The organism is Candidatus Methylomirabilota bacterium, from assembly GCA_036005065.1.
In the GTDB taxonomy this organism is placed as follows: Bacteria; Methylomirabilota; Methylomirabilia; order Rokubacteriales; family DASRDR01; genus DASYQW01.
The window spans coordinates 1-24058 of record DASYQW010000244.1 but is presented as its reverse complement, the minus strand read 5'-3'; the positions used below and the strand labels follow the sequence as shown (position 1 = coordinate 24058).

At 71.7% G+C, this 24058-nt stretch carries 27 protein-coding genes; 9 read left to right on the top strand and 18 right to left on the bottom strand.

Going from position 1 to position 24058, the window contains the following annotated elements:
* Nucleotides 1–95: 95 nt before the first annotated feature.
* Both VGW35_17570 and VGW35_17565 read left to right on the top strand, forming a co-directional pair.
* Nucleotides 96–1028 carry a M23 family metallopeptidase gene (locus tag VGW35_17570; protein ID HEV8309473.1) on the top strand — a complete coding sequence of 311 codons (933 nt, stop codon included), beginning with the start codon at nt 96–98 and terminating at the stop codon, nt 1026–1028.
* A gap of 27 nt (nt 1029–1055) precedes the next feature.
* A complete protein-coding gene (locus VGW35_17565; GenBank protein HEV8309472.1) occupies nt 1056–2537 on the top strand; it encodes an AAA family ATPase in 1482 nt (493 codons plus the stop codon).
* Here VGW35_17565 and VGW35_17560 read toward each other — a convergent pair whose 3' ends face one another.
* From VGW35_17560 to VGW35_17530, 7 genes are all read right to left on the bottom strand, one after another.
* Nucleotides 2538–3572, bottom strand: a complete 1035-nt coding sequence (locus tag VGW35_17560; GenBank protein ID HEV8309471.1) for a squalene/phytoene synthase family protein — start codon at nt 3570–3572, stop codon at nt 2538–2540.
* A gap of 40 nt (nt 3573–3612) precedes the next feature.
* A complete protein-coding gene (locus VGW35_17555; protein HEV8309470.1) occupies nt 3613–3918 on the bottom strand; it encodes a hypothetical protein in 306 nt (101 codons plus the stop codon).
* 63 nt (nt 3919–3981) lie between these two features.
* Complete coding sequence (locus VGW35_17550) at nt 3982–5046, bottom strand: hypothetical protein (GenBank protein HEV8309469.1); 1065 nt, start codon at nt 5044–5046, stop codon at nt 3982–3984.
* Nucleotides 5047–5164: 118 nt separating this feature from the next.
* Nucleotides 5165–5371 (bottom strand): hypothetical protein, encoded by a 207-nt coding sequence (locus VGW35_17545; protein HEV8309468.1) that lies wholly within the window; start codon nt 5369–5371, stop codon nt 5165–5167.
* Between the two features lie 33 nt (nt 5372–5404).
* The gene (locus VGW35_17540; protein HEV8309467.1) at nt 5405–5689 is read right to left on the bottom strand and encodes a hypothetical protein; all 285 of its coding nucleotides are present in this window, start codon (nt 5687–5689) and stop codon (nt 5405–5407) included.
* Between the two features lie 189 nt (nt 5690–5878).
* Nucleotides 5879–7114, bottom strand: a complete 1236-nt coding sequence (locus VGW35_17535; GenBank protein HEV8309466.1) for a CoA transferase — start codon at nt 7112–7114, stop codon at nt 5879–5881.
* Nucleotides 7087–7956 carry a dienelactone hydrolase family protein gene (locus tag VGW35_17530; protein HEV8309465.1) on the bottom strand — a complete coding sequence of 290 codons (870 nt, stop codon included), beginning with the start codon at nt 7954–7956 and terminating at the stop codon, nt 7087–7089. Before VGW35_17530 ends, VGW35_17535 begins: the two co-directional genes overlap by 28 nt.
* 138 nt (nt 7957–8094) lie before the next feature.
* Between VGW35_17530 and VGW35_17525 the strand changes: the two genes are divergently transcribed.
* Nucleotides 8095–9030: a PD-(D/E)XK nuclease family protein gene (locus VGW35_17525; protein ID HEV8309464.1), complete on the top strand. Its 936-nt coding sequence runs from the start codon at nt 8095–8097 to the stop codon at nt 9028–9030.
* Nucleotides 9031–9164: 134 nt separating this feature from the next.
* On the opposite strand, the gene VGW35_17520 is transcribed toward VGW35_17525, so the two are convergent.
* From VGW35_17520 to VGW35_17480, 9 genes are all read right to left on the bottom strand, one after another.
* Nucleotides 9165–9485 (bottom strand): hypothetical protein, encoded by a 321-nt coding sequence (locus tag VGW35_17520; GenBank protein HEV8309463.1) that lies wholly within the window; start codon nt 9483–9485, stop codon nt 9165–9167.
* Nucleotides 9486–9564: 79 nt separating this feature from the next.
* Nucleotides 9565–9903 (bottom strand): hypothetical protein, encoded by a 339-nt coding sequence (locus VGW35_17515; GenBank protein ID HEV8309462.1) that lies wholly within the window; start codon nt 9901–9903, stop codon nt 9565–9567.
* A gap of 86 nt (nt 9904–9989) precedes the next feature.
* Nucleotides 9990–10898 carry a ParB N-terminal domain-containing protein gene (locus VGW35_17510; GenBank protein HEV8309461.1) on the bottom strand — a complete coding sequence of 303 codons (909 nt, stop codon included), beginning with the start codon at nt 10896–10898 and terminating at the stop codon, nt 9990–9992.
* 111 nt (nt 10899–11009) lie between these two features.
* The gene (locus tag VGW35_17505; GenBank protein HEV8309460.1) at nt 11010–11591 is read right to left on the bottom strand and encodes a tetratricopeptide repeat protein; all 582 of its coding nucleotides are present in this window, start codon (nt 11589–11591) and stop codon (nt 11010–11012) included.
* A gap of 13 nt (nt 11592–11604) precedes the next feature.
* On the bottom strand, nt 11605–12234 hold the full coding sequence (locus VGW35_17500) for a DUF1054 family protein (protein ID HEV8309459.1): 630 nt from the start codon (nt 12232–12234) through the stop codon (nt 11605–11607).
* 135 nt (nt 12235–12369) lie between these two features.
* Entirely contained in the window at nt 12370–12609 is a 240-nt protein-coding gene (locus VGW35_17495; protein ID HEV8309458.1) for a DsrE family protein, read from the bottom strand.
* 258 nt (nt 12610–12867) lie between these two features.
* Nucleotides 12868–14742: a CocE/NonD family hydrolase gene (locus VGW35_17490; GenBank protein HEV8309457.1), complete on the bottom strand. Its 1875-nt coding sequence runs from the start codon at nt 14740–14742 to the stop codon at nt 12868–12870.
* Between the two features lie 49 nt (nt 14743–14791).
* Complete coding sequence (locus VGW35_17485; GenBank protein ID HEV8309456.1) at nt 14792–15538, bottom strand: class I SAM-dependent methyltransferase; 747 nt, start codon at nt 15536–15538, stop codon at nt 14792–14794.
* Between the two features lie 22 nt (nt 15539–15560).
* Nucleotides 15561–16070, bottom strand: coding sequence for a DinB family protein (locus VGW35_17480; GenBank protein HEV8309455.1), 510 nt, complete (start codon nt 16068–16070; stop codon nt 15561–15563).
* 177 nt (nt 16071–16247) lie between these two features.
* Between VGW35_17480 and VGW35_17475 the strand changes: the two genes are divergently transcribed.
* The 3 genes from VGW35_17475 (at nt 16248) to VGW35_17465 (ending at nt 19633) form a co-directional block, all read left to right on the top strand.
* Nucleotides 16248–17642, top strand: coding sequence for a hypothetical protein (locus VGW35_17475; protein HEV8309454.1), 1395 nt, complete (start codon nt 16248–16250; stop codon nt 17640–17642).
* A 326-nt stretch (nt 17643–17968) separates the two neighbouring features.
* Nucleotides 17969–18769 carry a DUF692 family protein gene (locus VGW35_17470; protein ID HEV8309453.1) on the top strand — a complete coding sequence of 267 codons (801 nt, stop codon included), beginning with the start codon at nt 17969–17971 and terminating at the stop codon, nt 18767–18769.
* Between the two features lie 60 nt (nt 18770–18829).
* A complete protein-coding gene (locus VGW35_17465) occupies nt 18830–19633 on the top strand; it encodes a hypothetical protein (GenBank protein ID HEV8309452.1) in 804 nt (267 codons plus the stop codon).
* 43 nt (nt 19634–19676) lie between these two features.
* Here VGW35_17465 and VGW35_17460 read toward each other — a convergent pair whose 3' ends face one another.
* Together VGW35_17460 and VGW35_17455 are read right to left on the bottom strand one after the other, a co-directional pair.
* On the bottom strand, nt 19677–19940 hold the full coding sequence (locus tag VGW35_17460; GenBank protein HEV8309451.1) for a hypothetical protein: 264 nt from the start codon (nt 19938–19940) through the stop codon (nt 19677–19679).
* Nucleotides 19941–20021: 81 nt separating this feature from the next.
* Entirely contained in the window at nt 20022–20423 is a 402-nt protein-coding gene (locus VGW35_17455) for a cupin domain-containing protein (protein ID HEV8309450.1), read from the bottom strand.
* Between VGW35_17455 and VGW35_17450 the strand changes: the two genes are divergently transcribed.
* The 3 genes from VGW35_17450 (at nt 20422) to VGW35_17440 (ending at nt 24057) form a co-directional block, all read left to right on the top strand.
* The gene (locus VGW35_17450) at nt 20422–22008 is read left to right on the top strand and encodes an ABC transporter substrate-binding protein (protein ID HEV8309449.1); all 1587 of its coding nucleotides are present in this window, start codon (nt 20422–20424) and stop codon (nt 22006–22008) included. The two genes, VGW35_17455 and VGW35_17450, sit on opposite strands and share 2 nt — an antisense overlap.
* 211 nt (nt 22009–22219) lie before the next feature.
* Nucleotides 22220–23164, top strand: coding sequence for an ABC transporter permease (locus VGW35_17445; protein ID HEV8309448.1), 945 nt, complete (start codon nt 22220–22222; stop codon nt 23162–23164).
* Between the two features lie 65 nt (nt 23165–23229).
* Nucleotides 23230–24057 carry an ABC transporter permease gene (locus tag VGW35_17440; GenBank protein ID HEV8309447.1) on the top strand — a complete coding sequence of 276 codons (828 nt, stop codon included), beginning with the start codon at nt 23230–23232 and terminating at the stop codon, nt 24055–24057.
* The last annotated feature ends 1 nt before the right edge of the window (nt 24058 follow it).

Genomic DNA, 24058 nt, shown 5'->3' with positions numbered 1-24058 from the left:
CAACCGGAGGGGGCCGCGACGGCCCCCTCCGGGCCCTCCCCCGGGGACGGGGTTGCGGCGGCCAAGCCGCCGCTCGAAGCGGAACATCCAGCGGCGTGGCGATCGCGCACGAGCGCGAGGGTAACATCTCGGGGGTCTTGTTAGGGAGCCTGAGCGCTCGCCTGCTGGCGGGCGCGCTCCTGGGCCTCCTGGTCGGCGCGACCGCGACCGGCGCCGACCCGCGGGTCCGGGTCACCGTCACGCCGGCCACCCCGTATCCGGGCGATGTCGTCCTGATCCGGGCCAGCGACGTCCCTCCCCAGCTCGGGGGCGAGTGGGACGGTCACCCCCTGTCGTTCTTCCCCGTACCGGATGGAGTGGCGGCCCTGGTCGGCATCGACCTCGACCGCCCGGCGGGGCCCATCGCCTGGCGCCTCAGCCACGCCCGGAGCGACGGCGACCGAGAGCTCGTCGCCGCCGGCTCCGTGCTGCTCCTCGCTCGGACCTTCCCGACGCAGCGGCTCGTGCTGCCGCGGGGCCAGGTCGACCTGGACCTGGCCACCCTCGCCCGGGTCCGGGGCGAGCAGGCCGAGCTCCACGCCGTCCTCGCGGCCGGGACCGGGGCCCGGCTCTGGCGCGGTCCGTTCCGGGTGCCGGTCGACGGAGGCCGCCCGACGGGCGGGTTCGGGCTCCGGCGCATCATCAACGACCAGCCTCGGAGCCCGCACACGGGCTACGACTGGGCCGCCCCACGCGGGACGCCGGTCCTGGCCGCGAACGCCGGCCGGGTCGCGCTGGTGGCCGAACACTTCTTCGCGGGCCGGCTGGTGGTGCTGGACCACGGCCTCGGCCTCTTCACGCTCTACTTCCATCTGGACGACACCCGCGTCCGCCCCGTCGAGGACGTCGCTCGCGGACAGCGGATCGGGAGCGTGGGCGCCACCGGTCGCGCGACCGGGCCTCACCTCCACCTCGGGGTATCGCTCGGAGGGGCGCGCGTCGACCCCATGGCGCTGCTGGCGCTGTCGCCGCCCCCCGATCCCTGGTAGGGGACGGACGGCCGAAACGGCGATCCCGTGGACGTCCTGAAGGATCTCGAGCTCCTCATCAACTCTCGCTCCCCGATCATCGCCGTGGAGACCTACGAAGAGGAGCGCGTCGAGGAGGCGCTGCGCGCGATCACGACGAAGCTCGCCCTCCCCTTCTTCGTCTGGACCGTCACCGAGGGTCTCCGGCGCCACGGGTCCGAGACGCCGCTGTACGACACCCAGCGTCCCGCCATGGCCCTCGGCAACCTGATCTCCATGAGGGCCGAGGGCGTCTACCTCTTCAAGGGCCTGGACCGGCACTGGGGCGAGGCGGAGGTCGTCCGCAAGCTCCAGGACCTGGCCCGGGCCTTCGCCAAAGCGCGCCGCGCCCTCATCCTGTCCGCTCCCCAGGTCGTCCCGCCGCCCGAGCTCGAGAAGCTCGTCGCCGTGGTGAAGCTGGAGCTCCCGACGGCCGAGGAGCTTCGGCGGCTCGCCGACCGCGTCATCGAGGACCTGTCGCGCCAGCACCGGATTCGCATCGAGCTCGGGGCCGAGGAGCGCGAGCGTCTCGTGGACACCCTGCGCGGCTTCACCCTCTTCGAGGCGGAGCGGGTTCTCACCCGGGTGATCCTCGACGACCTCGCCCTCACGCTCAAGGACCTCGACCGGATCATCGAGGCCAAGAAGGCCCTGTTCGACCGCGAAGGCATCATCGAGTACTTCCCCCACGAGGAAGGGCTCGCCCAGATCGGCGGCCTCGGGAACCTCAAGACGTGGCTCCAGAAGCGCCGGAAGGCCTTCTCCCGGGAGGCCAAGCAGTTCGGGGTCCCGGCACCCAAAGGGATTCTTCTGCTGGGCGTCCAGGGCTGTGGAAAGAGCCTGGCCGCCAAGGCCGTGGCCAAGGAGTGGGGTGTGCCGCTCCTCCGGATGGAGCCGGGGCGCCTCTACGACAAGTACGTCGGGGAGTCGGAGAAGCGGCTCGAGCGCGCCCTTCAGCTGGCCGAGCGCCTGGCGCCCTGTGTCCTGATGGTCGACGAGATCGAGAAAGGCTTCGCCTACGTGGCGGACGCCGAGGGCGACGCCGGGCTGTCCCGCCGAATCTTCGGTCGCCTCCTCGGCTGGCTCCAGGACCGGGCCGCGCCCGTCTTCGTGGTCGCCACCTGCAACCAGATCGCCCAGCTGCCTCCCGAACTCCTGCGGAAGGGGCGCTTCGACGAGATCTTCTTCCTCGACCTGCCGAGCCGCGAGGAGCGGAAGGAGATCTTCGCCGTCCACCTGGCGAAGCGCAAGCGCGACCCGTCCGGGTTCGACCTCGACGCCCTCGCCGACGCCTCCGAGGGCTTCAGCGGGGCCGAGATCGAGGCGGGCGTCGTCTCGGCCCTCTATACCGCGTTCTCCCAGGGAAGCGAGCTCGAGACCGGTCTGGTGGTCCGGGAGCTCAAGGGCACCAAGCCCCTGTCGGTGACGCGGGCCGAGGACGTCGAGGCGCTCCGCGACTGGGCCCGGGACCGCACGGTGATGGCGAGCTGACTAGCTCTGCGGAACTCGGGCGGCCAGGCGGCGGGCATAGGCGCGGAGGCCCGCGTTGGAGGGGACGAGGGCCGCCGAGACGGCGAGGAGCCGCCGGACCTCGGGCCGCGGGACCTTGACGGTCACCTCGGCGCGGAGCAGGTCGTCCGCGCGCGCGATCCGCGCGAGGGTGGCGAGGCCGATCAAGAGGGGCCAGACCGAGGCCAGGCGGAGGCGGAGCTCGCGCCGGGGCACGGCCAGCGTGTAGAGGAGGCCCTCCTCGAGATCGGCGCGAGCGTGCGCGATGAGCGCGCGGAGGAGGGGCCGGAGGCGCCCGATCGCCGCCGGGTCGAGGAGATCCGGGGGAGCCAGGCCGAGCGTGGCCAGCTCCGCGCGCGGGAGGTAGCACCGCCCGATCCGGAGGTCCCGCGGCAGGTCCCGCAGGACGTTGGTCAGCTGGAGTCCCTGGCCGAAGCGCACGCCGCGCGAGCGCATGAGCGGGATGTTCCAGCGCGCGCACCGCGGCCGGTGGGCCACCACCATGTCGGTCCAGAACTCGCCCACACATCCCGCATTCATGTAGGTATAGCGCTCGAGGTCGGCCCGGCTCTCGAGGGCGCCCACGCGCCCCTCGGCTTCGGATGGGAACCGGTCGAGGGCATCGAGCATCGCCTGCGTGAGCGTGAAGAGGAGAGCCTGGCTGCGCGTCCGGTCCTCGGCCGGGAAGGCGCGGTACGCGGCGAGGACCGCGGGGAGGCGCTCGAGCAGCGCGCGCTCCGCCGCGGGATGGTCGGGCGTGACGCGGCCGGCCACCCCGGTCAGGCCCGTCCCGTCGCCGGCCCGGAGGGCGGTCCGGAGCGCCTCGATCTGGCGGCGCCGCTCGGCCGGCGGCAGCGCGCGTGTGTCGGCCACGGTGTCGGCGGCGCGCGCGAGAAGGTAGGTGATCCCGAGCGGGGCCCGCAGGGGCGCGGGGAGGATCCGCAGCGACAGCGCGAACGACCGGCTGACGCCGGGGAGAACGCCCTCTAGGAGATCGGAATCACGCGCGGCGCTCATCGCCCGCCCGACCCCGCCGCGAGGTCCCGGGCCGGCAACCTCAGTCGAGGTCGATGGGACGAGGGCCGGGCGGAGGCGAGTCCTTCGCGCGCTTGAGGCCGGCCTCGAACTTTCGGGTGAGGACCTGCTCCTTGCTCTTCTCGGCCTCGGCCGCCTCGCGGAAGCGCGCCTCGCGCCGGCCCTGCTCGCCCCTGAGGGCCTCCATGGCCTTGTCGAGGCTCGAGGCAGGACCGGTCCGGGGCGGCGGCGAGTGCTGCAGCACGGCCTTGACCTCGGGATCGATGGTCAGGATCGCCCGACAGGAGGGGCACGTCAGGTCGAAGGCGGCGGCCTTGGGCTTGGCCATGCTCTACCTCCTACCACGCCCCCGCCGGCGGCGCAAGCGCGCCCCGCCACGAGCCACGGGGCCTCAGCCGTTCGGCCACCGCGTGACGGGGCGACTCACGGCACGGGAAAAGCAGCAGTTCGGCACCACCGCCGAATGCTTGCCGGGCCCGCCAGCCACCATGATCAGGATGTCGTCGGGTCCCGGCACGATCGGCAGCCGGGCCTCGTCGTCGACGGTGGCCATCCAGGCCGGCCAGTCCTGAATGCCCCACATCCCACCGAGGCGGAGTCGGCGGAGCGATCGCCGCGCATGCTCGTAGAGGTAGCGCTGGACGTCCACCCGCGAGAAGCCGTCAGCCGCGATCGTCGCCGCGTGCTCGGGCCCCAGGACGACGAGGAGCTGGCTCTGCGTGAGGTACCAGCCGACATTCGACCCGAGCGTGGATGCCGTGTCGGCGATGACGCCGAGGAGATTCGCCGCCCGCTGGCTCACGTGATCGTTGACGTTGTGCGGGCCCTCACCCCCGAAGACCGTCACGACGCTCTGGTCCGGGTCGAAGCCGAGGCTCGCGTGGAGCGGACCCCAGGGGCTCGCCTCCTCGCGTTCGGCGATGGCGTAACTGTACTTCGCGGGGCTGCCCTGAGTGGCCATGTCGCCCGCGCCCGGCCGGCCGCCGCCGAGGTTCCAGAGGCACAGGCGCAGGGCGCGACCGAGTGTCGGGTTGGCGGAGCTGCCGGGGCCGAAGAGCCCGGAGCCCGCGTGCATGCCGAGCCGCGCGGCGGCGGGGCCGTTGACGATGAGCAGGGGGGCCACGGGGTGGGTCGTCGCCTGCACGCCGTAGAGGTTGAATGGCGGCTCGATCATCGCCTCGAGCGCGGCCACGAGGACCGGCAGGGCGGCCGGCCGGCATCCCGCCATGACGGCGTTGATGGCGACCTTCTCGAGGGTGGCCTCGCCCCACAGGGGCGGGATCTTGCCGAGGACGAGGTCGGGCTCGGCCGCGATCCCGCCCAGCATGGCCGCGACCCGCTCGGGCGTGGGCGGGACGATCGGGAGCCCGTCCGTCCAGCCGCGCTCGAGGAAGTGGGCCTGGACGGCCTCCAGCGAGTCCTCGAGCTCGATGAGCTCGGAGGCGAGAGGCGGCATCGGGGCGAAGCCGGCCGGTCTCAGTCGAGCCTGGGGGGGAGCGGCGGCGCTCCGCCCCCGGACCCCCCCACCGCCTTCATCGGGCCGTGGGACGCGAGGGCGACCCGTTCACGCCTGATCACTGGCCGAGCCGGGCCGCGAGCTGGGCCACGGCGCGCGCCGCCTTCTCGGCCACGCGCTCGGGCGGCTCACCGCCGAGCGGGTGCTCGATCACCAGGAACGGCAGGGCCTCCATCCCGAGCGTGTACGCCTCGTGGTGCGCGAGCGCCTCGAAGGCGGTGGTGGTGATGACGGCGGCCGGCGTGCCGGCCCGCGCGAGGGCCACCGCGTCGTGGAGACTCCACGACGTGCAGGCCCCTCAGTCGGCCGAGCCGGTGAGGACGAGGTCCACGCCGGCCAGGGCCGCCAGCACCTCGGGCGAGGCCGGCGTGGCGGCGTTCGCCTTCTTCCGGTAGACGGCCCGCGCAAGCCCGTGCCGGTCCCGGAGGAGCGCCTCCATCTGCCGCGTGAGGAGGTCGAAGTTGGTCTTGGTGTTGTCGAGGAACCCGATCGTCTTGCCCGCCAGGCCCGCCGGCAGCGGGAGCGGCGCGCTCTGGCTCACCTTGCTCTCGGCGACGGGACTCAGGACCCGGATGATGCCCATGGATGCCTCCGGTCGACTGGGTGCTGGAATCGGCGACCTCCTGCTTTGATAGCACCCGGCGCCACGGCGGTCAAGTCGAAGGAACCCAGCGTCCGGAAGGATGCGCGGGGTGTGGCTCTCGCGCCCGTGACTCTTCCGTCGCTGGACGTTCCGTTCCGAGCGGCGGCTTTGCCGCCGCAACGACCCCACTCAGCGCACCACGCCCGCCGCGCGCAGGCGCGCCACCTGTTCCTTCGTGTAGCCGCTCTCGCCGAGGATGGCGTCGGTGTGCTCCCCGACAGCCGGCGGGGGGCCGGGCGGCGCGCCCGGAGTCTCCGAGAGGCGCACGGGCGTGCCGAGGAAGCGCACCGGCCCGAATGCGGGATGAGCGGCCGTCGCGAGGGTCCCGTTGGCCCGCGCCTGGGCGTCCAGGAGCAGCTCCGGGACCGTCCGGACGCGAGTGCAGGGGATGCCGGCCGTCTCGAAGAGCATCTCCCACTCGGCGGCGGTCCGCCGGGCCAGGCGATCGGTGATCGCCGCGATCAGCTCGGCCTTGTGGGTGTGGCGGCCCACCATCGTCTGGAGCCGCGGCTCGCCGAGCCATGTCTCGAGCCCGAGCGCGCGGCAGAGGCCCTCCCAGAATTTCGGGAGCTCGACGTAGAGGTAGAGGTACCCCTCTCGCGTCGGATAGATGCGGGAGACGCGATCCCCGAGAAGATCGCGGACCGCGTCGGGCGGCTCGAGCGCTTCCGCCCAGAACAGCCGTCCGGCCTGCATGGCCAGGACGCCGTCGAGGAGCGAGGTCTCGAGATACTGCCCGGCCCCGGTCCGCATCCGACCGAGAAGGGCGAGGAGGATGCCGGACGCCGCCAGGCTTCCCGTGTAGTAATCGACGAGGCTCCCGCGGACCAGCACGGGCACGTCCCCTTCGGGGACGCCTTGCTCCCAGGCGAGGCCCCCGTAGCACTGGACGACCGGGTCCAGCCCCGGGCGCCCGGACAGCGGCCCCTGCTGCCCGTAGGCGGAGATCGAGCAGTAGACGAGACGCGGGTTCGCGTGTCCCAGCGTCGGATAGTCGAGCTGAAGCCGCGCGGCGACGCCCGGCCGGAAGCTCTCGACGACCACGTCGGCCGCGCGGCTGAGCCGCCGCGCGATCTCGAGGCCGTCGGGGTGCTTCAGATCGAGGGCGAGGCTCCGCTTCCCCCGGTTGATGCCGAGGAAGTATCGGCTGTGGCCGGGAAGCGTCGAAGGGTAGGCGCGGAGGGCATCCCCCTCCAGGGGCTCGAGCTTGACGACGTCGGCGCCGTAGGTCGCGAGGAACGCCGTCGCGATGGGCCCCGCGATGATCGCCGAGAGATCGACGACCCGCAGCCCCTCGAGGGGACCGGTGGAGCCGCTCGGCTCAGCCCTGTGGGTCCTCAGGCCTTCAGGTACTTCTGGAACCACGCGAGGCACTTGCCCCACGCGTCCTTGGCGGCGTCCGCGCGGTAGCTCGGCCGGTAGTCCGCGAGGAAGCCGTGCGGAGCGGCAGGATAGACGTGCTTCTCCACCGTCCGACCCGCGGCCTTGAGCGCCGCCTCCTCCTTGTCCACATCGGCCACGGGGATGCCCTGGTCGGCCTCGCCGTAGAGCAGGAGGACCGGGCAGGGCACCTCGGCGGCGACGTCGAGCGCCGCGATCGGCTTGGGATCGTCCTTGTGCGCGCGCGACGGCGGCCCGTACCAGGCGACGGCCGCCTTCGTGTCCTTGTAGAAGGCGGGGAACGTCAGCGTCATCTGCCCGCCCCAGCAGAACCCCGTCACACCGATCCGGTCCGCCCGCGCCGCGGGCTGTTTCCGGGCGTACTCGGCGCCCGCCCGCAGGTCGCCGACGACCCGTTTCAGCGGAGCGTTGAAGACCACGCTCAGGACCTTCTGCATATCGGTGACCTGGGCGAGCCCGCCCTCGCGTGAGAAGAGCTCGGGCGCCACCGCGTAGTAGCCTTCCTTGCCGAATCGCCGGACCACGTCCTTGATCCACTCGTGGAGTCCCCAGACCTCCGAGATCACGACGATGACCGGGTACTCGCCGGCCTGGTCCGGGTACGCCTCGTAGACGGGAATCGGCGTGCCGTCGGCCCCGGCGACGTTGACGGTCCCCACCACCAGGCCTTTGTCGTCGGTCTTGATCGCCTGGGCCAGGACGGGGTCGGCGGCCAGCGCGTACCCGCCGGCGGCCGCCAGGGCGGCGAGGGCGGCACGGCGCGAGAGCTCGTAGTGGCTCGGGGTGCCTGGGTCGGGCGTGTCCATGAGTGGCCTCCTGGAGCGTGACGGGTTGGTGGCAGGGGCCGGGCTCGGCCTCCTCCCTACCTACCAGACCCGGTGGCGTCGGTCAAGTCGCCGCCCGGCGGCCTTGCCGCGCTCGGGAGGTCCCGCTATCCTGGGGCGATGGCCGAGCTCAGCAACACCTTTTCGTGGTCGCGCTCCCGCGGCGTCATGTTCCAGGAGTGCCGCCGCAAGTACTTCTACCACTACTACGGGGCGTGGGGCGGCTGGGAGCCCGCGGCGTCGCCGGACGCGCGGCGGCTCTATGTGCTGAAGCAGCTGACCAGCCGCCGGGGCTGGGCCGGCCGCGTCGTCCACGAGGCCATCGAGATGGCCCTCAAGGTGCTCCACGCCGGGCGAGACCTTCCCGAGCCGTGGCTCCTCGAGGAGACCTTGCGCCGCATGCGCCAGGAGTGGCGCTTCTCGAAGCACGCCGGGTACCGTGAGCGGCCGAAGGCGGACGTCGCCCTCTTCGAGCACGAGTACGGGATCGAGGTGACGGCGCGGACGTGGCAGGTGCTACGTGATCACGTCCTCCGCTGCCTCCGGATCTTCCAGCGGCTCCCGCTCGTCCGGGAGATCCGGGACACGCCGCGCGAGCGCTGGATCCTGATCGAGGACGTCCGGGCCTTCGATTTCGAGGGCACGCCGGTCTACGCGGTGCCGGACTTCGGCTACTGGACGGCGGCCGACCGCCTGGCGCTGGTGGACTGGAAGACCGGCAGCCCCGGGCCCGAGGAGACGGCGCTCCAGCTCGGGTGCTACGCGCTGTACGCGCGGGACATCCTCGACGTTTCGCCGGAGCTGGTCGACCTCCTGGAGGTGAACCTGCGCGAGGGCGCGGTCACCGTCCACCCGTGGGACGAGGCCCGGGTCGCGGAGGTGCGTGAACGCCTGCGGCTGTCGATCCGCGCGATGAAGGCCTGGCTCCGGGAGCCTGACGCCAACGTGGCGGTCCTCGACGACTTCGAAAGGACCGAGGACTTGCGGATCTGCCGCTGGTGCAACTTCCGGGCGGTGTGTCGCCCGGAGCTCGGCGCCACCGCCCCACCGCCCTGAAGGCGGCGGGGTCTCAGGCGCCGACATAGCATCACGGCCGCTGTTGGCTGCTCCGAGCGGCGGCTTTGCCGCCGCAACGATCCGGGGGGAGGTTTCGGAGGGGGTGTTCCGACACCCCCTCCGAGGGTGTCTACTCAGCGAGTGCGCCAGTGGCTATCCACCCACACGTACCCGTCGGCTCGCGACTCCCAGTGCCCGGGAACCCAGACGCCGCCGGACGGGGGAACCGTCCAGTGACCCGCCACCCAGGCGTACGTCCTGTCGGACGCCCGCCACGTCCAGTGCCCCGGAATCCAGATGTACCCGGGGCCGGGGGACGCGGGCATCACCTCGGCCTGAGCCGCCGGCATCGGGGGCGGGGGCACGTGGCTGACGGGCCGCGACCCCGAGTAGCACCCGGCCGCGGCCACGAGAAGCGACACCACGATCGATGCACGAACGAACCGAAGAGACATCGCCGTCCTCCAGCGAGCCGTGTCTATCCTCCAACGGACAGGCTACCGGTTCGAGAGAGGATGCAAACCGGCTTCCTGCCTAGCGAGGGCGCCAGTGACCCTCGATCCAGATGTATCCACCGGGCCCGGGCGCCCAGTAGCCCGGCACCCAGACGTATCCCGGCTGGACCGGAAGGGTCCAGTGACCGGGGATCCAGACGTAGCCGAAGCGCCGCCCACGCCACGCCCAGTGCCCGGGGACCCAGATGTACGCGGGGCCGGGCGCGACCGGCGCCGACTCCACCTGCGGTGGTGGGGCCGGGGGCGGCACCTGGACGGCGGGCGGGGGAGGCGGAGCGGGTGGCGGGGCCGCCACGTAACAGCCGGCCAGCAAGAGCAGCGCGCCCGCGAGCGACAGCGGGACCCAGCGACGTGCCATGGTCGCCTCCTCGGACTCTGGATGTGGCTCCCTCGGTTTGACGTCCTGGCCCGCCAGGGTCTTCTCGGCTCAGACCTTCCCCCTCCTCACGTCGCCGGGGCGGCGAAGACGGCCGAGCGGGCGATCTCGTCCAGGCGAACCTTGGCCGGGTCGAACTTCTCCAGGTTCTCCTGCAGGCGCTCGAAGGTCTGATCGAAGGACGGCAGGGTCTTCCGGGCCCGGCTGAGGGGCGTCGTGCGGGCGAGGACGTAGTTCTTCACGTAGGGATGGTTGATCCCGCGTTTCTTGATCTTGGCGACCACGTCGCTCAAGACCTCGTCGGCCGCCCGGACCAGCGCGGCCCGCCGCTCCCGCTCGGCATACGCCTTCTTGATCGGCTGCTTGAGGAAACGGTCGACGCGGCGGAGAAGCGGCGCGAAGGCTCCGCCGGCGAACCGCGGCTTGGCCTCGTAGAGGAGGCCGAGCGTGATGAAGTAGGGCGCCTCGAACTGGAACGCGTAATCCTCCTCGGTCGCCTGGCCCGCTTGCTCGATCAGGCCCCGATACATCCGGATGACCTCGAGCGATTTCTCTCTGACGTTGTGCGCCTTCTCGGTGTTGAGCGCCAGGATCTGGAAGGAGACTTCCGTCTCCGGGATCAGGATGGCCGGGATGTAGTCGGCCTTGAGCTTCAGGGCGGCCTCTCGGCGGTGGTTGCCGTTCGGTGTCCAGTAAGCGCCGGGGCCGGTGGAGACCGCCACGATGGGGTCCACGAAGCGCCCGAGCTTCCTCATCACCTCGGTGAGCCGCTTGACATGAGGTTTCGAGAGGTCCCGCTGGTAGGGCGTGGCCTTGACGTGGTCGATCGGAAGCAAGGCGAAGAGGTGCCAGGCCTCCTTGAGCGGCTCCTGATACAGGCTCAGGACATGCCCGCCATCCTGCTCCACCTGCTCGGCCAGCTGCCTCGCGGCTCGCGGGGGCTCGGTCCCATCGGGGAAGACCGTCCACTTCGCCATGACTTGCTCCAGAGCCGCTCAGAGTGCGGCGATCTCAGCCTCGGTAAAAACCCGCGACACCCCGCGCCTCCCGGTGGACCCCCAGTCCTGGTCCACGAGGAGCCACGGCGTTCACGAGACCTGGACGTGGCCGTTGCCGCGGACCAGTGTCTGCTGGACGCGGGCGAGGTTCTGGCGGACGGCCTCCAGCCGGGGATGGATGGCCAGCGCGCGCCGGAAGCACCGCGCGGCCTCGGCGTATTGACCGAGCGCGGCGTGGCACAGCCCCTGGCCCGCCAGCGCCCCGAAGTGATGCGGATTCCGCCGCACGACTTCCTCGCAGTCGGCGACAGCCGACGCGTAGTGCTCGGCCAGATAGCGCGCGGTGGCGCGCTTGTTCCAGCCCTCGACAAATCCGGGAGCCGCCTCGATCACCCGGCCGAAAAGGGTGACCGCGCCGAGCCAGTCCTGCTTCTCCATGGCGGCGAGTCCTTCGGCGAACAGCCGATCGACCGCCGACTCGCCGGAGCGGCTCCAGATGCGCCACAGGGTCGCCTCCGCGAGGGCGACCGTCTCCGGATCGTCGGCGTGAAGGCACGCCGCCACCGGCGCGGTGACCCGGGCATCTCCGGCCGCCGCGATCACCTCGAGCGCCGCCCGGCGGGTCGACGCCGGGCCGGATCGGAGCTGGTCGAGCGCTTCCTCCAGGGTCACCCGGGGCGCGTCCTCAGCGCAGCCGGAAGCACTCACTGAGCGCCGTGAACGTATCGAGGGCCGCCTTCAGGTAGTCGGGACCCTGCCACTTCACCGCCGTCGTCGCCTCGATGCGCCGCCCGAGGACCACCTGGCCATCCCGCGTCCGCACGAGCTCCTCCCCCAGACCCTTCAGGGCGGCCGGATCGAGGTCCGCGAGCGCGGCGGCGGGCTCTTCGTCGTGCTCGTTCTTGAACCATTCCAGGCCGGCAGCCTTCCGGAGGCGGGCGGCCAGGCGCGGAGCCTGGCGCTTCCAGGCGGCCACCCACGCGCGCTTGTCGGCGTACTCGGGGCCGACCTCGAAGAGCAACCGCACGCAGTGGCGAGAGATGGCGACCTTGTAGTGCTGGGCCTTCTTGTAGCCGCGGCGGTCCGGGCCGAAGGCGACCCACGTGTCATCGGGCGGGTTGACCGTACGGCGCGCGTGCCTGGCCACGTGCGGAAAGAGCTCGGCCTCGGCCACGCGGGCGAGCGGCGGGGCCAGGGTGAGTCCGAAGGTGTCGAGCTTCGGCTGGATCTGGCTACGGATGGCGGCCATCCGTTCGGCGAAACCCGGGATCGCGAAGATCTGAAAGTCCTTGGCGGTGAACGGCTCGATCGGCATGGTGGCATCTCCTCAGGTCGAGACGACTTTGTCGGCGGCGGCCACCTTCTCGGCGAACACCTTGGGGTTGATGAACTGGGCGTTCTTGCCCTTGAGATCCTCCTCGGTGACCCCCCGGGCCACCGAGCACTTCCCTCAGACGTAGATCGGCACCCGGTGCTCGACGACCTTCTTCAGCATCTCGGTGCACGACGGCATGGCGACCGGGTGCACCTCCCCCGCGACGGCGTCCTTCATGAGGTAGGCGGCTTCTCCGGCCAGGAAGATCTCGGGCTGGTGGCCGGCCTCGACCGCGCCGAGGGCGAAGTTGAACGGGAACCCTGCGCGGGTCGGGTCGTCGGAGCCCGCGGTGCCGACGTACAGGATCTTGGCCATGGTGCGCCTCCTCTGATGGCGTGCGTGAGTCGTTCGACTCGAGTCTACCAGTCGCCAGGTCCTGGGAGGACGCCTCGACGGCCCCCTCCCACGCCCCCCCAGGAGGGCGTTGCGCGGGCCAAGCCCGCGCTCGGAGTAACCCGACCCGGCGCCGACCACGGAGCGCGTGGTGCATCGAGGAGTGCTCCGAGCGGCGGCTCCGCCGCCGCCACGACGGGGGGGCATCGGGGGGGTCTTCCGAGACCCCCCCGAAATGACCTAGCCCGCGACGACGGGCAGCACCACGCAGGAGGCATGCTCGGCGTCGTGGAAGACGGTGTTGGTCGCGACCTTCGCCGTGGTATTGGCCCACAGGGGGTCGCCCGTGTTGGGGTTCAGGTCGAAACGCGGAAAGTTGGACGACGAGACGTCGAGCCGGATCCGGTGTCCCGCGGCGAACCGGTTCGCCGTCGGGTAGAGCGGGAACTCGATCCGGTGGATGCGGCCGGGCGCCAGCGGCCGGGCTCGGCCGTCGCCGTCCCGGTAGCGCGCGCGGAGAATCGAGTCGGTGAGGTTCATGGCGTAGCCATCGGGGTAATCCGGGCTCGGAGGATAGACATCGATCAGCTTGGCCGTGAAGTCGGTGTCCGGGCAATCGGACGCCACGTGAAGAACGACCACGACGGGGCCGGTCACCTCGAGGTCCGCGGCGAGGGATTCGGTTTGAAAGACGAGGACGTCGGGACGGCTCGCCAGGGGGAGGTACGGGGGACTGCACCCGAAGAACTGCGGCGCCTCGCGCTGATCGAACGCCCCCGGAATACCGATCCAGTCCCGCTCCCGCTCCTCCACCGCGATCTCCGGCGCGCCGGCCGACCGCGGCATGAGTCCCACCAGCGAGGACATGTTGCCGCCGACCGTGGGGACCGGCCGCCGAGGATCGAACTGGTAGCGGCTCCCGGCCTCCCCGGCCGGCGGGGCGGTCGGCGCCAGCCCCCCGCCGGGCTGGAGATAATACGGCGTGAAGCGCGTGCGGGCGAGCGGCCACTCGTGCTCGTCCCGCCACTGCCCGCCGTGGTCGAGCCGGCCGCTCGCGCTCCGCCGGCCGCTCCCGCCGCCCATGACGAACAGCCGGAGGGGCGGATCGTCCGCCCAGCCGGTCGGGATGCCGCGGAGGGCGGCCTCGAAGAAGCGGAGGCGCAGCTCGTTGTACTCGACGGCCGCGGCCGCCCCGAAGTCGACGTCGCCGGCGAAGGTGGTGCCGAGCGACCGGTACCCGTGGGTCCAGGGGCCCATCAGGCACTTGACGGGGCCGCGCTTGAGGCGGCCAAGGCCGGCGAAGCTCTCGAGCGTCGCCCGCGTGTAGGAATCATACCAGCCGCTCGAGAAGACCATGGGCACGTCGGCGTGAGTCGGGAAGTGCGCCTCGATGTTGAAGCCGGGGTCGCCCCAGAAATCGGGGTCGTAATCGCCCCGGCGGATCAGCTCGAAGGCCCACGCCTCGTAGCGCGGGATCAGCGCCAGCGGGGACGCGCCGGGCTTGAGCGGGGTCCGCGTCAGCCACTCGCGCACGTTCACCGCCCCCAGGGCGCGCTCGAGGACGGGATCGGCCTTGGCCTCGCGGCTCTTGGCGCCTTGCCACAGGGCCCAGCAGAGGAACCGGAGCTCGAACGCCCCGTTGTGGCGGACGGTCGAGGTGTAGGCGTTGGCGCCGCCCTGGTTGACCCACATCGCCCGGAGGTGCGGCGGGTTGAGGGCGGCCAGCGCCGATTGGGTCCACCCCATGTAGGAGGTTCCGAAGGTCCCCACGCGGCCGTCGCACCACGACTGAGCGGCGATCCACTCGACCGTGTCGTAGCCGTCCGCCGGCTCCTGGCGCAGGAAGCTGAACTCGCCCTCGGACCGATAGCGGCCGCGGACGTCCTGGATGACCACGGCGTAACCGCGCTGGGCATACCAGAGGCCGTTGAGCTCGACGCGCTCGGCCTGGTCCTTTCCGTAGGGCGTGCGCTCGAGGAGGGCCGGATGCCGCCCGGCGACCGGCTCGAGGCCGCGGGCCGGGCGGTACACGTCGCCGGCCAGGTGGAGGCCGTCCCGCATGGGGATCATGACGTTCTTGTGCACCAGGACGTCGAATGCGGGCTTCGAGGTCATGCGGGCTCCTTCGGACGAGCACCGTCGTCGGGTCCGGCGATGGGGCGGCTCATGCGGGCTGTCGGCGGCGAGCCCGAAAGAACGTGCTCGGCTCGGCCGCGGCCACCGGTTCCGAGAAGGCGAGGTTCCCGGCCACGTCGACCCGCTCGAGCCCGGCCAGGCCGAGCAGCGTCGTGATCTCGGGGACGGTGTAGAAGGCGCGCTCGGAGTTCTGAAGCGCGCCGGTCTCCAGGAAGTGGCCGATCACCCGGCCGCGTCCCTCGACGGGATCGAGGTCGAACTCCCACACGATCTTGAGCTCGCCGCGGCCGTCCCGGCGCAGGAAGACCTTTCTCCCGCCGCCAAACCACTTGAGCACGTCGAACACGAAGTCGCCGTCCGGCGCCAGCGCGGCGTGGACGGCTCGGAAGGCGGGGACCAGATCGGCGCGTCCGATGCAATTGAAGACGCCACCGAGCGCGGTGATCAGGTCGAACCGGCCCCAGCGATCGAGCCGGCCTTCCAGGAGGTCGGCGACCTCGAAGCGGACCCTGGAGGGCGGGCGGAGCGAGGCGGCCCGCTGGCGCGCCAGCTCGATCGCCACCGGCGCCGAATCGATCGCGACCACGTCGGCGCCGAGCCGCGCCCAGGCCATCGCATGAAGGCCGGCGTTACAGCCGACGTCGAGGATGCGCCCGGGCACCGAGCGCCAGCTCAGGACCTCCTGGACTTCCTCGGCAGCCTCGTCGCCCGCGTAGAAGGAGCGCTCGAAGACCGCGATGGTCGAGGGATCGTTGAAGAACGGATCGACGCCCATCGGTCGGGACTCGTTGGCCGGGTCAGCGCCCGCGGGCCGTTCGCCACCACTCGCGGATGTCCCGGCGATGCGCCCGCTCGTGCGTCCAGGCGAACTCGCGGAGCCACCGGGTGACGGGCAGGTCGTGCGTCGGGTCGGCGAGAGCGCGGGGCGGAAGCCGCTTGAGCGTCCGGATCAGCCCGGCGCGCGCCCGGGCGAGGCGGCGGCGCACCGCGGGCAGCCCCGCCTTGCGCGCGGCCTGGACGGCCCGCGTGTTGAAGCGGTCGGCCTCGGCCATCGTGTCGTACCAGACGATCCGGTGCCCGCGTCCGCGCGCGATCAGCGCGAGGCGGCGCCGGCCCTCTTCCTCCCAGGCCGCGATGTGGACCAGGACGTCCTTGATGGACCAGTCTCCCTGGGTCCGCGCCGTGAGGAGCGCCCCCTCGGGTAAGCGGTCGAGGAGGGCTAGCGTGGCGGCGCGCGATCGACTCATCCGTTCGATGGCCCGCCGGCGCCAGACGGCCAGCGAGCGCGCCTCCGGCATCCGCGCCATGCTCGGATGGTACGCCGGGTCAGCGCCGTCGTTCAACCGGGATTGCGACACCGGCTCGGTGGGCCCCCTTCGGACCGGCCACGCCATGGAGTCCGGCGATGGAGCCGCTGCGCGGCTCGGCGTCCCCGCGATTCTCGGCTCGCCGTCACGGGGCGTGGTACCCTCTCCGCCGACGCCATGATCCCGCTCGAGGAGGTGGCCCGGGCCCGGCTCGCCCGGCTTCCCGCCCGGGCCCGGGGAGCGCTGTACCGGGCCGTCGAGGCCGCCGAGACGGCAGTGGCCCTGTTCCATCGACACCGGGCCGGGGCCTTCCCGGTCCCGCACCCGATCGCGCTCACGCCGTTCGTCGTCTCACGCCGCCGGCTGCCGGCGCTCGAGCGCCTGGCCGAGCTGGTCCATCGCTATCAGGCGCGCGCCCCCGCGCGTTACCGCGAGGACGTGGCCGACTTCCGCGCGCTGTGCCCGCTCGGCGCCCCCACCGAGCAGTGGCTCCTCGACGACGATGGCCCGCCGGCCCCGTGGGCGCTCATGATCCGCCCGGATGTGGGGCTCGAGGCGGCCGGGGATGGAGGCTCCCTTCGTCCCGTCCTGTTCGAGACGAACGCCACCGCGCTGGCCGGCCTCTACAACCACACGGCCGGCGCCGCCATCCTGGCCCGGGAGGTCTTTCCGCGCCTATTCACGCCGGCCGAGCGCCGGCGCCTCGGCGCTCCGCCCGATCTCCTGGCGCTGACATTCCGCTGGCTGGTGCGCGTGGCCCGCCGTCTCGGGCGACCTCGGCCGCTCGGTGTGGCCTTCATCGAGGAGGCCGGTCCCGTCGAAGGCTACAGCGAGCTGCCCCGCCTCGTCCGAGCATTCGTGGACCGCGGGGTCCGGGCCGCCCACGGTACCCCGGAGGAGCTGCGCCTGGTACGCGGCCGCGTGTACTTGCGAGATCTCCGCGTGGACCTCCTGTACCGGGATCTTGCCTATGACGCGCTCGGTCCTCCCGGAGGCCGCCGTCCCGGGCTGGCCGCCTTCCGGACGCTCGTCCAGGGCGGCGCCGTCGTTCCGGGGTTCGCCGGCGAGTTCGGTCACAAGGGGCTCCTGGAAGGTCTCATGCGGCCGGAGACGCGCGGGCTGTTCACGCCCGCCGAGCGGCGGTTCCTCGCCGGGTGCGTGCCGTGGACGCGCGTGCTCTCGGCCCGGTTCACCGAGGGACCGGACGCCCGGCGGATCGACCTTCCTCACTACACGCGCCAGCATGCCGCGCGGCTCCTGATCAAGCCGAACGTCGGCTCGAGCGGCGAGGCGATCCTGCTCGGCCGCGAGGCATCGGCCGCGCAGTGGGAGGCGCGGATCGCCCGGGCCCTGCGGGAGCCCGGGGCGTGGGTCGTCCAGGAGCGCCGGCCTGGCACCCGGCGAATGATGGTCTATCTCCGCAACGGGGTCGCCCATGCGGGCCCCTGTCACTTTTCCCTGGGACTGTTCTATGCCCCGTGGGACCTGGGGCTCCACTGCCGCGTCAGTCAGGCGCCGATCGTCAACGTGGCGCGCGGCGGGGCGCTGGCGTGCGCCTTCCTCGGCCCCTGACGGGCGGGTGAGAGGGAGCGGCCTCGGGTCGCCGACCCGGGGTCGCTCCAGGCGCCTCAGTCGAGAGGCCGCGGCCAACGGATTCAACGATGAGGTGGCATCGCCTGGCCCGATCATCCGGCCTCTGCTATTGCGGAAGAACCGATGGTTGCGTCATGATGGTGGGCGACCTCATCTCACTCGGGAAAGGGGGCGGGACAATGCTGGAAGTCGTCGACACCGTCGAGGTCGTCCCCACCTGACACAATTAGACAAGCTCCTCGGGTAGAGGAGCCCAGATCGGCCCCGGGTGGCAATCGCCGCCCGGGGCCGTATCATGTGAGGCGGTGTCCCTCTCGATCGGTGCCTTCTACAATCCTCATCTCGCCCAGGCGACCCTCGAGGCCCACGGGCTGATCGAGCACCTGGCCATGGCCGACCCGCCGCGGCCCGACGATCCCTGCTTTCCCCTCATCCAGGGACGCTTCGTGCTGCTCCTCCACGATTTCCTCGGACAGCTCAGCGAGCCGCTCGATGGACCGGCGCTCGCGCGCGCGCGCCAGCTCGCCGCGCTCTATCGCTCTCCGTGGGCCGCCGAGCACCTCCAGCGCGTCCACACGACCGGCGGCGACGCCTTCGTCGATTACGTGTTCCCGCCGGTCTACACGGAAGACCTGCTCCGGGACTACGTGGCCAACGCGCGGGCGCTTCGCGAGGCCCTCGCGCTTCCGCTCGTGCTCGAGCCGATCCCGACCTATCTGGCGCTCCCGATGCCTCAGCTCGGCGAGATCGAGTTCGTCCGCCGGTTCTACGCGGAGAGCGGCTGCGGCATGCTGCTCGACATCTCCCATGCCTGGCTGTCCGCCCACTACGCGGGCGTGCCGCCGCAGGACTTCGTCGCGGCCCTGCCGCTCGAGCGGATCGTCGAGCTCCACGTGGCGGGCGTCGAGCCCGACCGGGACCTGGACGGACCCTGGATCGGCGCCGCGGTCCCCGATCGGGAGATCCTGGAGCTCGCCCTCTACGCGGCCGCTCGCGCGCCCGGGCTCCGGGCGGTCACCTTCGATGCCTTCTCGAGCGCGCTGACCGCCGAGGTGCTGCGGGCGGGCGTCAGGGCCATTCGCGACGCCTTCGGCCTGCCGGCGTGAGGCCTGACCCGACGGCCTTCGCCCCGGGTCGTGCTCGCTCGCAGCCGGCATGAGGCCCGCGTGACCGGCCGAAGCCTCCACGACGCGCTGCTCCGCGTGCTGACGAGCGCCGGGCTCCGGCGGCGGCTCGCCCGGCCGGAGGATACCGCGGCGGACGCGCTGCTCGGCGCCGACGAGGCGGCTGTCCTGCGTCAGGCCGACGGCGAGCGCCTCCGCCGGCTCGCGCGCTTCATGGGGCGCCACTTCTATCGGGAGCGCATCGTCCGCCTGTTCGCGGCGAGCCGCCGGCTCGCCCGGGATCGAGGCGAGGACCTCCTCGACGTCCTCGACGGCCCGGCTTTCGACGCTCTCCTCGAATCGGCCGACGTGGGGTCGACGGAGACCGCGGAGCGGGTCGCCGCTCTCGTCGAGGCCCGGATGGCTCCTCTCCTGACCGGGATCCCGTACGGCCGCGACCTGCTCGGCTACGAAGGGGCGCTCTTCCGCGTCGAGGCCGGTCCGCGGTGTTGGGATGCCGGGGCCGCCGGCGGCGAGGCGCCCGTCCGATCGGCGCGAGCGCGGGTCTGCGTCTTCGAGTGGGACGTGACGGGCCTGGTGACCGCTGTCCGACGGGGGGACGCCCGCCTACCCGACCCGTCGCCCGGCTCGACGCGCCTGCTCGTCGCGCTGTCGCCCGCGGGGCGGGTCACGACGGTGCGCTGCCCGGAGCTGGTCGAGCGTCTGCTGGCGGCGCTCGACGGGGCGCGGACAGCGGACGAGGTGGCGCGGGGTCTCGGGCTCGCGGAGCCCGACGTGGCGCGGGCCCTCCGGCAGCTCACCGAGGTCGGCGCCGTGGAGTGGCGGCCCCGTTCGCCGGAACGCTGAGCTCCTGCCGGAGCGCGGCGCGATGCTCGGCCGGTGCGCCCGGCTACTTCGTCTCGATCTTCTTCGCCACCATCTGGTAGTTCACCGTGACCTTGTCGCCCTTCTTGACCTTGAGGTCCTTGAGGCCGTCGGTGGAGAACTCCCACACGTCCCCGTCCTTGTCCACGGCGATCTTCTTGGCCTTGGGGTCGAACAGGGTCACCGTTCCGGTGAACTGGTACGCCTTGGGGGCGGCGGCGAATGACCCGCTCGCGATGACGGCCACCACGACCACGAGAGCGACGGCGGCCAGAGTCGGCTTGCGCATCTCGGCTCTCCTTTCTCTCGGGGCGGCGCTCGGGCTGCCCGGCTCGACGTTCGTCAGGCAGTTTACCAGACGCGACACCGGCTACGTGGCCGGATCGAAGTGGATGGTGAGGACGCGGGCCGGGCGCTTCTGGACGTTCCGGACATTGTGAGGGACCCGCGGCTGCTCCCACTTGACCTCGCCCGCCCGCATGACGTCGGTGCCGTTGTCGCGGATGTTTTCGAGTTCGCCCTCGAGGACGTAGTGGAGGACGGGGCCCGGGTGGTCATGACGGCCCGTCTCCGAGCCCGGATCCCAGCGGTTCAGGTGAACCCTGAGCGCCACCGGGCGGGGGATCTCATCCGTGGTCTGGCGGAACAGGACGTCGGTGCTCATGCGACGGCCGGCCGGCTGGGACCAGGCGGCCCGGCTGTGCCAGCCGGTGCCGGCGCCCGCGGCGAAGAGCGCGAGCGCTCCGAAGACCCCGATGATGCGGTATCGCATGGCGTCCTCCTTGTGGGTCGGGCGACGCTTCGAGTATAGTGTGCGCCAGATCTACTGCCTCGTCCACGCGGAGGCCCCCGTCATGAGCCGATTCCGTTCCGCGCCGGTCCTCGTGCTCATCCTGGCCCTGGCCACGCTCCCGGTGGCCAGCCCGGCCCAGCCGCCCGCGCCCGCCGCCGCGCTCATGGTGCAGGTCACCTCGGAGCCGCCCGGACTCGACCTGACGGCGACGCCGGCCTCCGCGACCGCGGCCGTCGTCTTCTACAACGTCCAGGAAGCGCTCGTGAAGGTGGACCAGCACGGGACGCTCGTGCCGTGGCTCGCCGAGCGATGGCACACGGCGGACAACCTGAACTACACCTTCTTCCTGAAGCGAGGGGTCAGGTTCCACAACGGCCGGCCCTTCACGGCCGAGGACGTCAAGTATGTCCTCGACCGCGCCCGGAACCCCGAGACGAAGCATCCCCACGTCAAGCACTACGAGGACATCGCGACGATCCACGTCAAGGACGAGCACACGGTCACGGTCACCCTCAAGCAGCCGAACGCCATGTTCCTCTACAACCTCGCGCGCCAGGGCTCGGTGATGTACCCCCGCGAGGCGGTGGAGCAGCTCCGATCCCAGCCCGTCGGCACCGGCCCCTTTACACTGGCCCGCTGGGACCGCGGCGACCGGATCGTCCTGAAGAGGTACCCGGACTACCACGGGAAGGGGCTGCCCCGGCTCGACCAGGTGACCTTCCGATTCATCCCGGACCCCAATGCCGCGCTGGCCGCGCTCCAGGCCGGCGACATCGACGTGCTGGCGTTCGGTCTGGGACCCGAGTCGATCGAGGTCGTCCGCCGCGCGCCGAACTTGCAGCTGATCCTGGGGGAGACGACCAACGACGTGATCCTCGCGCTCAACAATGCGAAGAAGCCGTACGCGGATGTGCGGGTGCGGCGTGCCATCACCTATGCCGTCAACAAGGACGAGATCGTCAAGGGCGCGATGTTCGGCTTCGGCCGCATCCTCGGGACCAACGTCGACCCGCTGAATCCGTACTTCGTCGACATGGCCAAGGCGATGGCCTACAGTCCCGAGAAGGCCAAGCAACTGCTGGCCGAGGCCGGCTACCCGCACGGCTTCGACGCCGTCCTCCGGGTCCCGCCGCAGTATCCGTACACCGTGCGGACGGGCGAGGTGATCGTGGGGCAGCTCGCCAAGGTGGGGATCCGCGCGAAGCTCGAGCAGATCGAGTGGGGTCAGTGGCTCGACCGGGTCTACAAGAACGCGGACTACGACCTGACGATCATCGGCCACGCCGAGGCGTGGGATGCCGGGAACTACGCCAACCCCAAGTACTACTTCCGCTACGACAGCCCGCGTTTCCAGGAGGTCTTCAAGGAGTCGGAGCGGACGCTCGACGACGCCAAGCGGCGCGCCCTCTACGGAGAGCTCCAGAAGATCATGGTCGAGGAGGCCCCGGTGGTCTGGCTCTACGTCTACCCACGGATCGTGGCGGCCAAGAAGGGCGTGCAGGGAATCTGGAAGGATCTCCCGACGCCCTCGCTGGACCTGTCGGAGGTCGCCTGGGTGAAGTAGCGTCCGCCCGCCGCCCCATGCCGGCCCCGCCTCGCCGCCCCGGGGTACTCCCTCGGGGCGGTGCTGTCCCGGCCCGGTCGCCCAGGCGCCGCGTGGCTCCGAGCTTGCGTGGCTCTGGGGGGAGGCAGGCCCGAGCCGTTCGCCGGACGGCGAACGGTTGGGCTTCGCCCAAAGGGCATTCTCCGGGGGGCGAAGCCCCCCTCCGAGTATGATGCGCCGCTATCTCGCGCGCCGGGTGGTCGCGTTCGCCGCGACCCTGTTCGTCGTCTCCATCCTGGTGTTCGTGGTGATCCGCGTCCTGCCCGGGGACCCCGCGCTCCTCATCATGGGCACCGAGGCGAGTCCCGAGGCGGCAGCCGCGCTCCGCCGCGCGATGGGCCTCGATCGTCCCCTGCCCGTCCAGTACGCCGAATGGGTCCGCGGAGCCCTCCGCGGAGACCTCGGGCGCTCCATCCAGTACGACGTCCCGGTCGGGAGCCTGATCCTGAGCCGGCTCCGGGTGACGCTTCCCCTGACCCTGCTGGCCACTCTCTTCATGACGGCGACGGCGCTGCCGCTCGGCATCTTCGCGGCGACCCACCACCGCCGCCTGGGAGACTACCTGGCCATGGTGGCCTCCCAGCTCGGGATCGCCATCCCGTCGTTCTGGGCCGGGCTCCTCCTGATCCTCTTCTTCGCCGTGCGCCTCGGCTGGGTCGAGGCCGGGGGGTTCCCCGGGTGGGAGGCCGGCCTCGGGGCCGCCCTTCGGGCGCTGCTGCTGCCGGCCGTCGCCCTGGGGCTGATCCAGGCGGCGATCCTGACCCGGACCACGCGCTCGGCGGTCCTCGAGGTCATCCACGCCGAGCACGTCCGCACGGCCCGCGCCAAGGGGCTCGGCGAGCGGGTGGTGACCTGGAAGCACGTCCTGCGGAACGCGCTCATCACGATCGTCACCATCGCGGGGCTCCAGTTCGGCCAGCTCATGGCGGGCAGCATCGTCCTCGAGAACGTCTTCTACCTGCCGGGCCTGGGCCGACTGGCCCTCAGCGCCATCAGTGCGCGGGATCTGCCGGTCGTCCAGGGCGTCGTGCTCTTCGTGGCCGCCACCATCATCACGCTGAACTTCGCGGTCGACGTGATCTACGGGTTTCTCGATCCCCGCATCCGCTATGACTGAGCGGCTGAAGGCTACGGGGCAAGCCGGGGGCAGGCCCCGCGGCGGCCAGTCGGCAGCGAAGGCCCATGGCTAGGTGGTGGCGGGGGTCCCTGGGCCACGGGACCTTCGCGCTGGGTGTCGCCATCACGGCCGGGATCGTCGCGGTGGCGGGCCTCTCGGTGGTCTATACGCCCCGGGACCCGCTCCAGATGAACATCACCGCGCGGCTTCAGCCGCCGTCACCCGCTCACCCGCTGGGGACCGACCAGTACGGGCGCGATCTCCTGTCCCGCATCATGCGCGGTGCTCAGTCCTCGCTGGTCGTGGGGGCGGTGTCGGTCGGCATCGGGATGGGTGTCGGCGTCCTCCTGGGGATGGCCGCCGGCTACTTCGGCGGCTTCCTGGACGAGGCGCTCATGCGGGTCATGGACGCCGTCTATGGCTTCCCCGCCGTCCTGTCGGCGCTCCTGGTGACGGCGGCGTTCGGACCGGGCATGGTGATCAGCATGGTGGCGGTCGGGGCGGCCTCGATTCCGATCTTCGCGCGGCTGACCCGCGGGAACTTCCTGGCGCTGCGCGAGCGGGACTTCGTGCTGGCCGCCCGGGCGCTCGGGGCCGGCGACTGGACGATCATCGGCCGCCACATCCTGCCGAACACGCTCTCGCCCCTGATCGTGCAGGCCACCATCTCCTTCCCCATCGCGATTCTGGCCGAGGCCGCCCTCTCCTACCTGGGACTCGGCACCCAGCCGCCGTATCCATCGTGGGGGCTGATGCTCAAGGACGCGCAGAACTTCCTCCCGCTCGCGCCCGGATACGCGCTCTTCCCGGGCATGGCCATCGCCCTGGCCGTCCTGGGGTTCAATCTGCTGGGGGACGGCTTGCGCGACCTCCTGGACCCCCGCACGTCGTGAG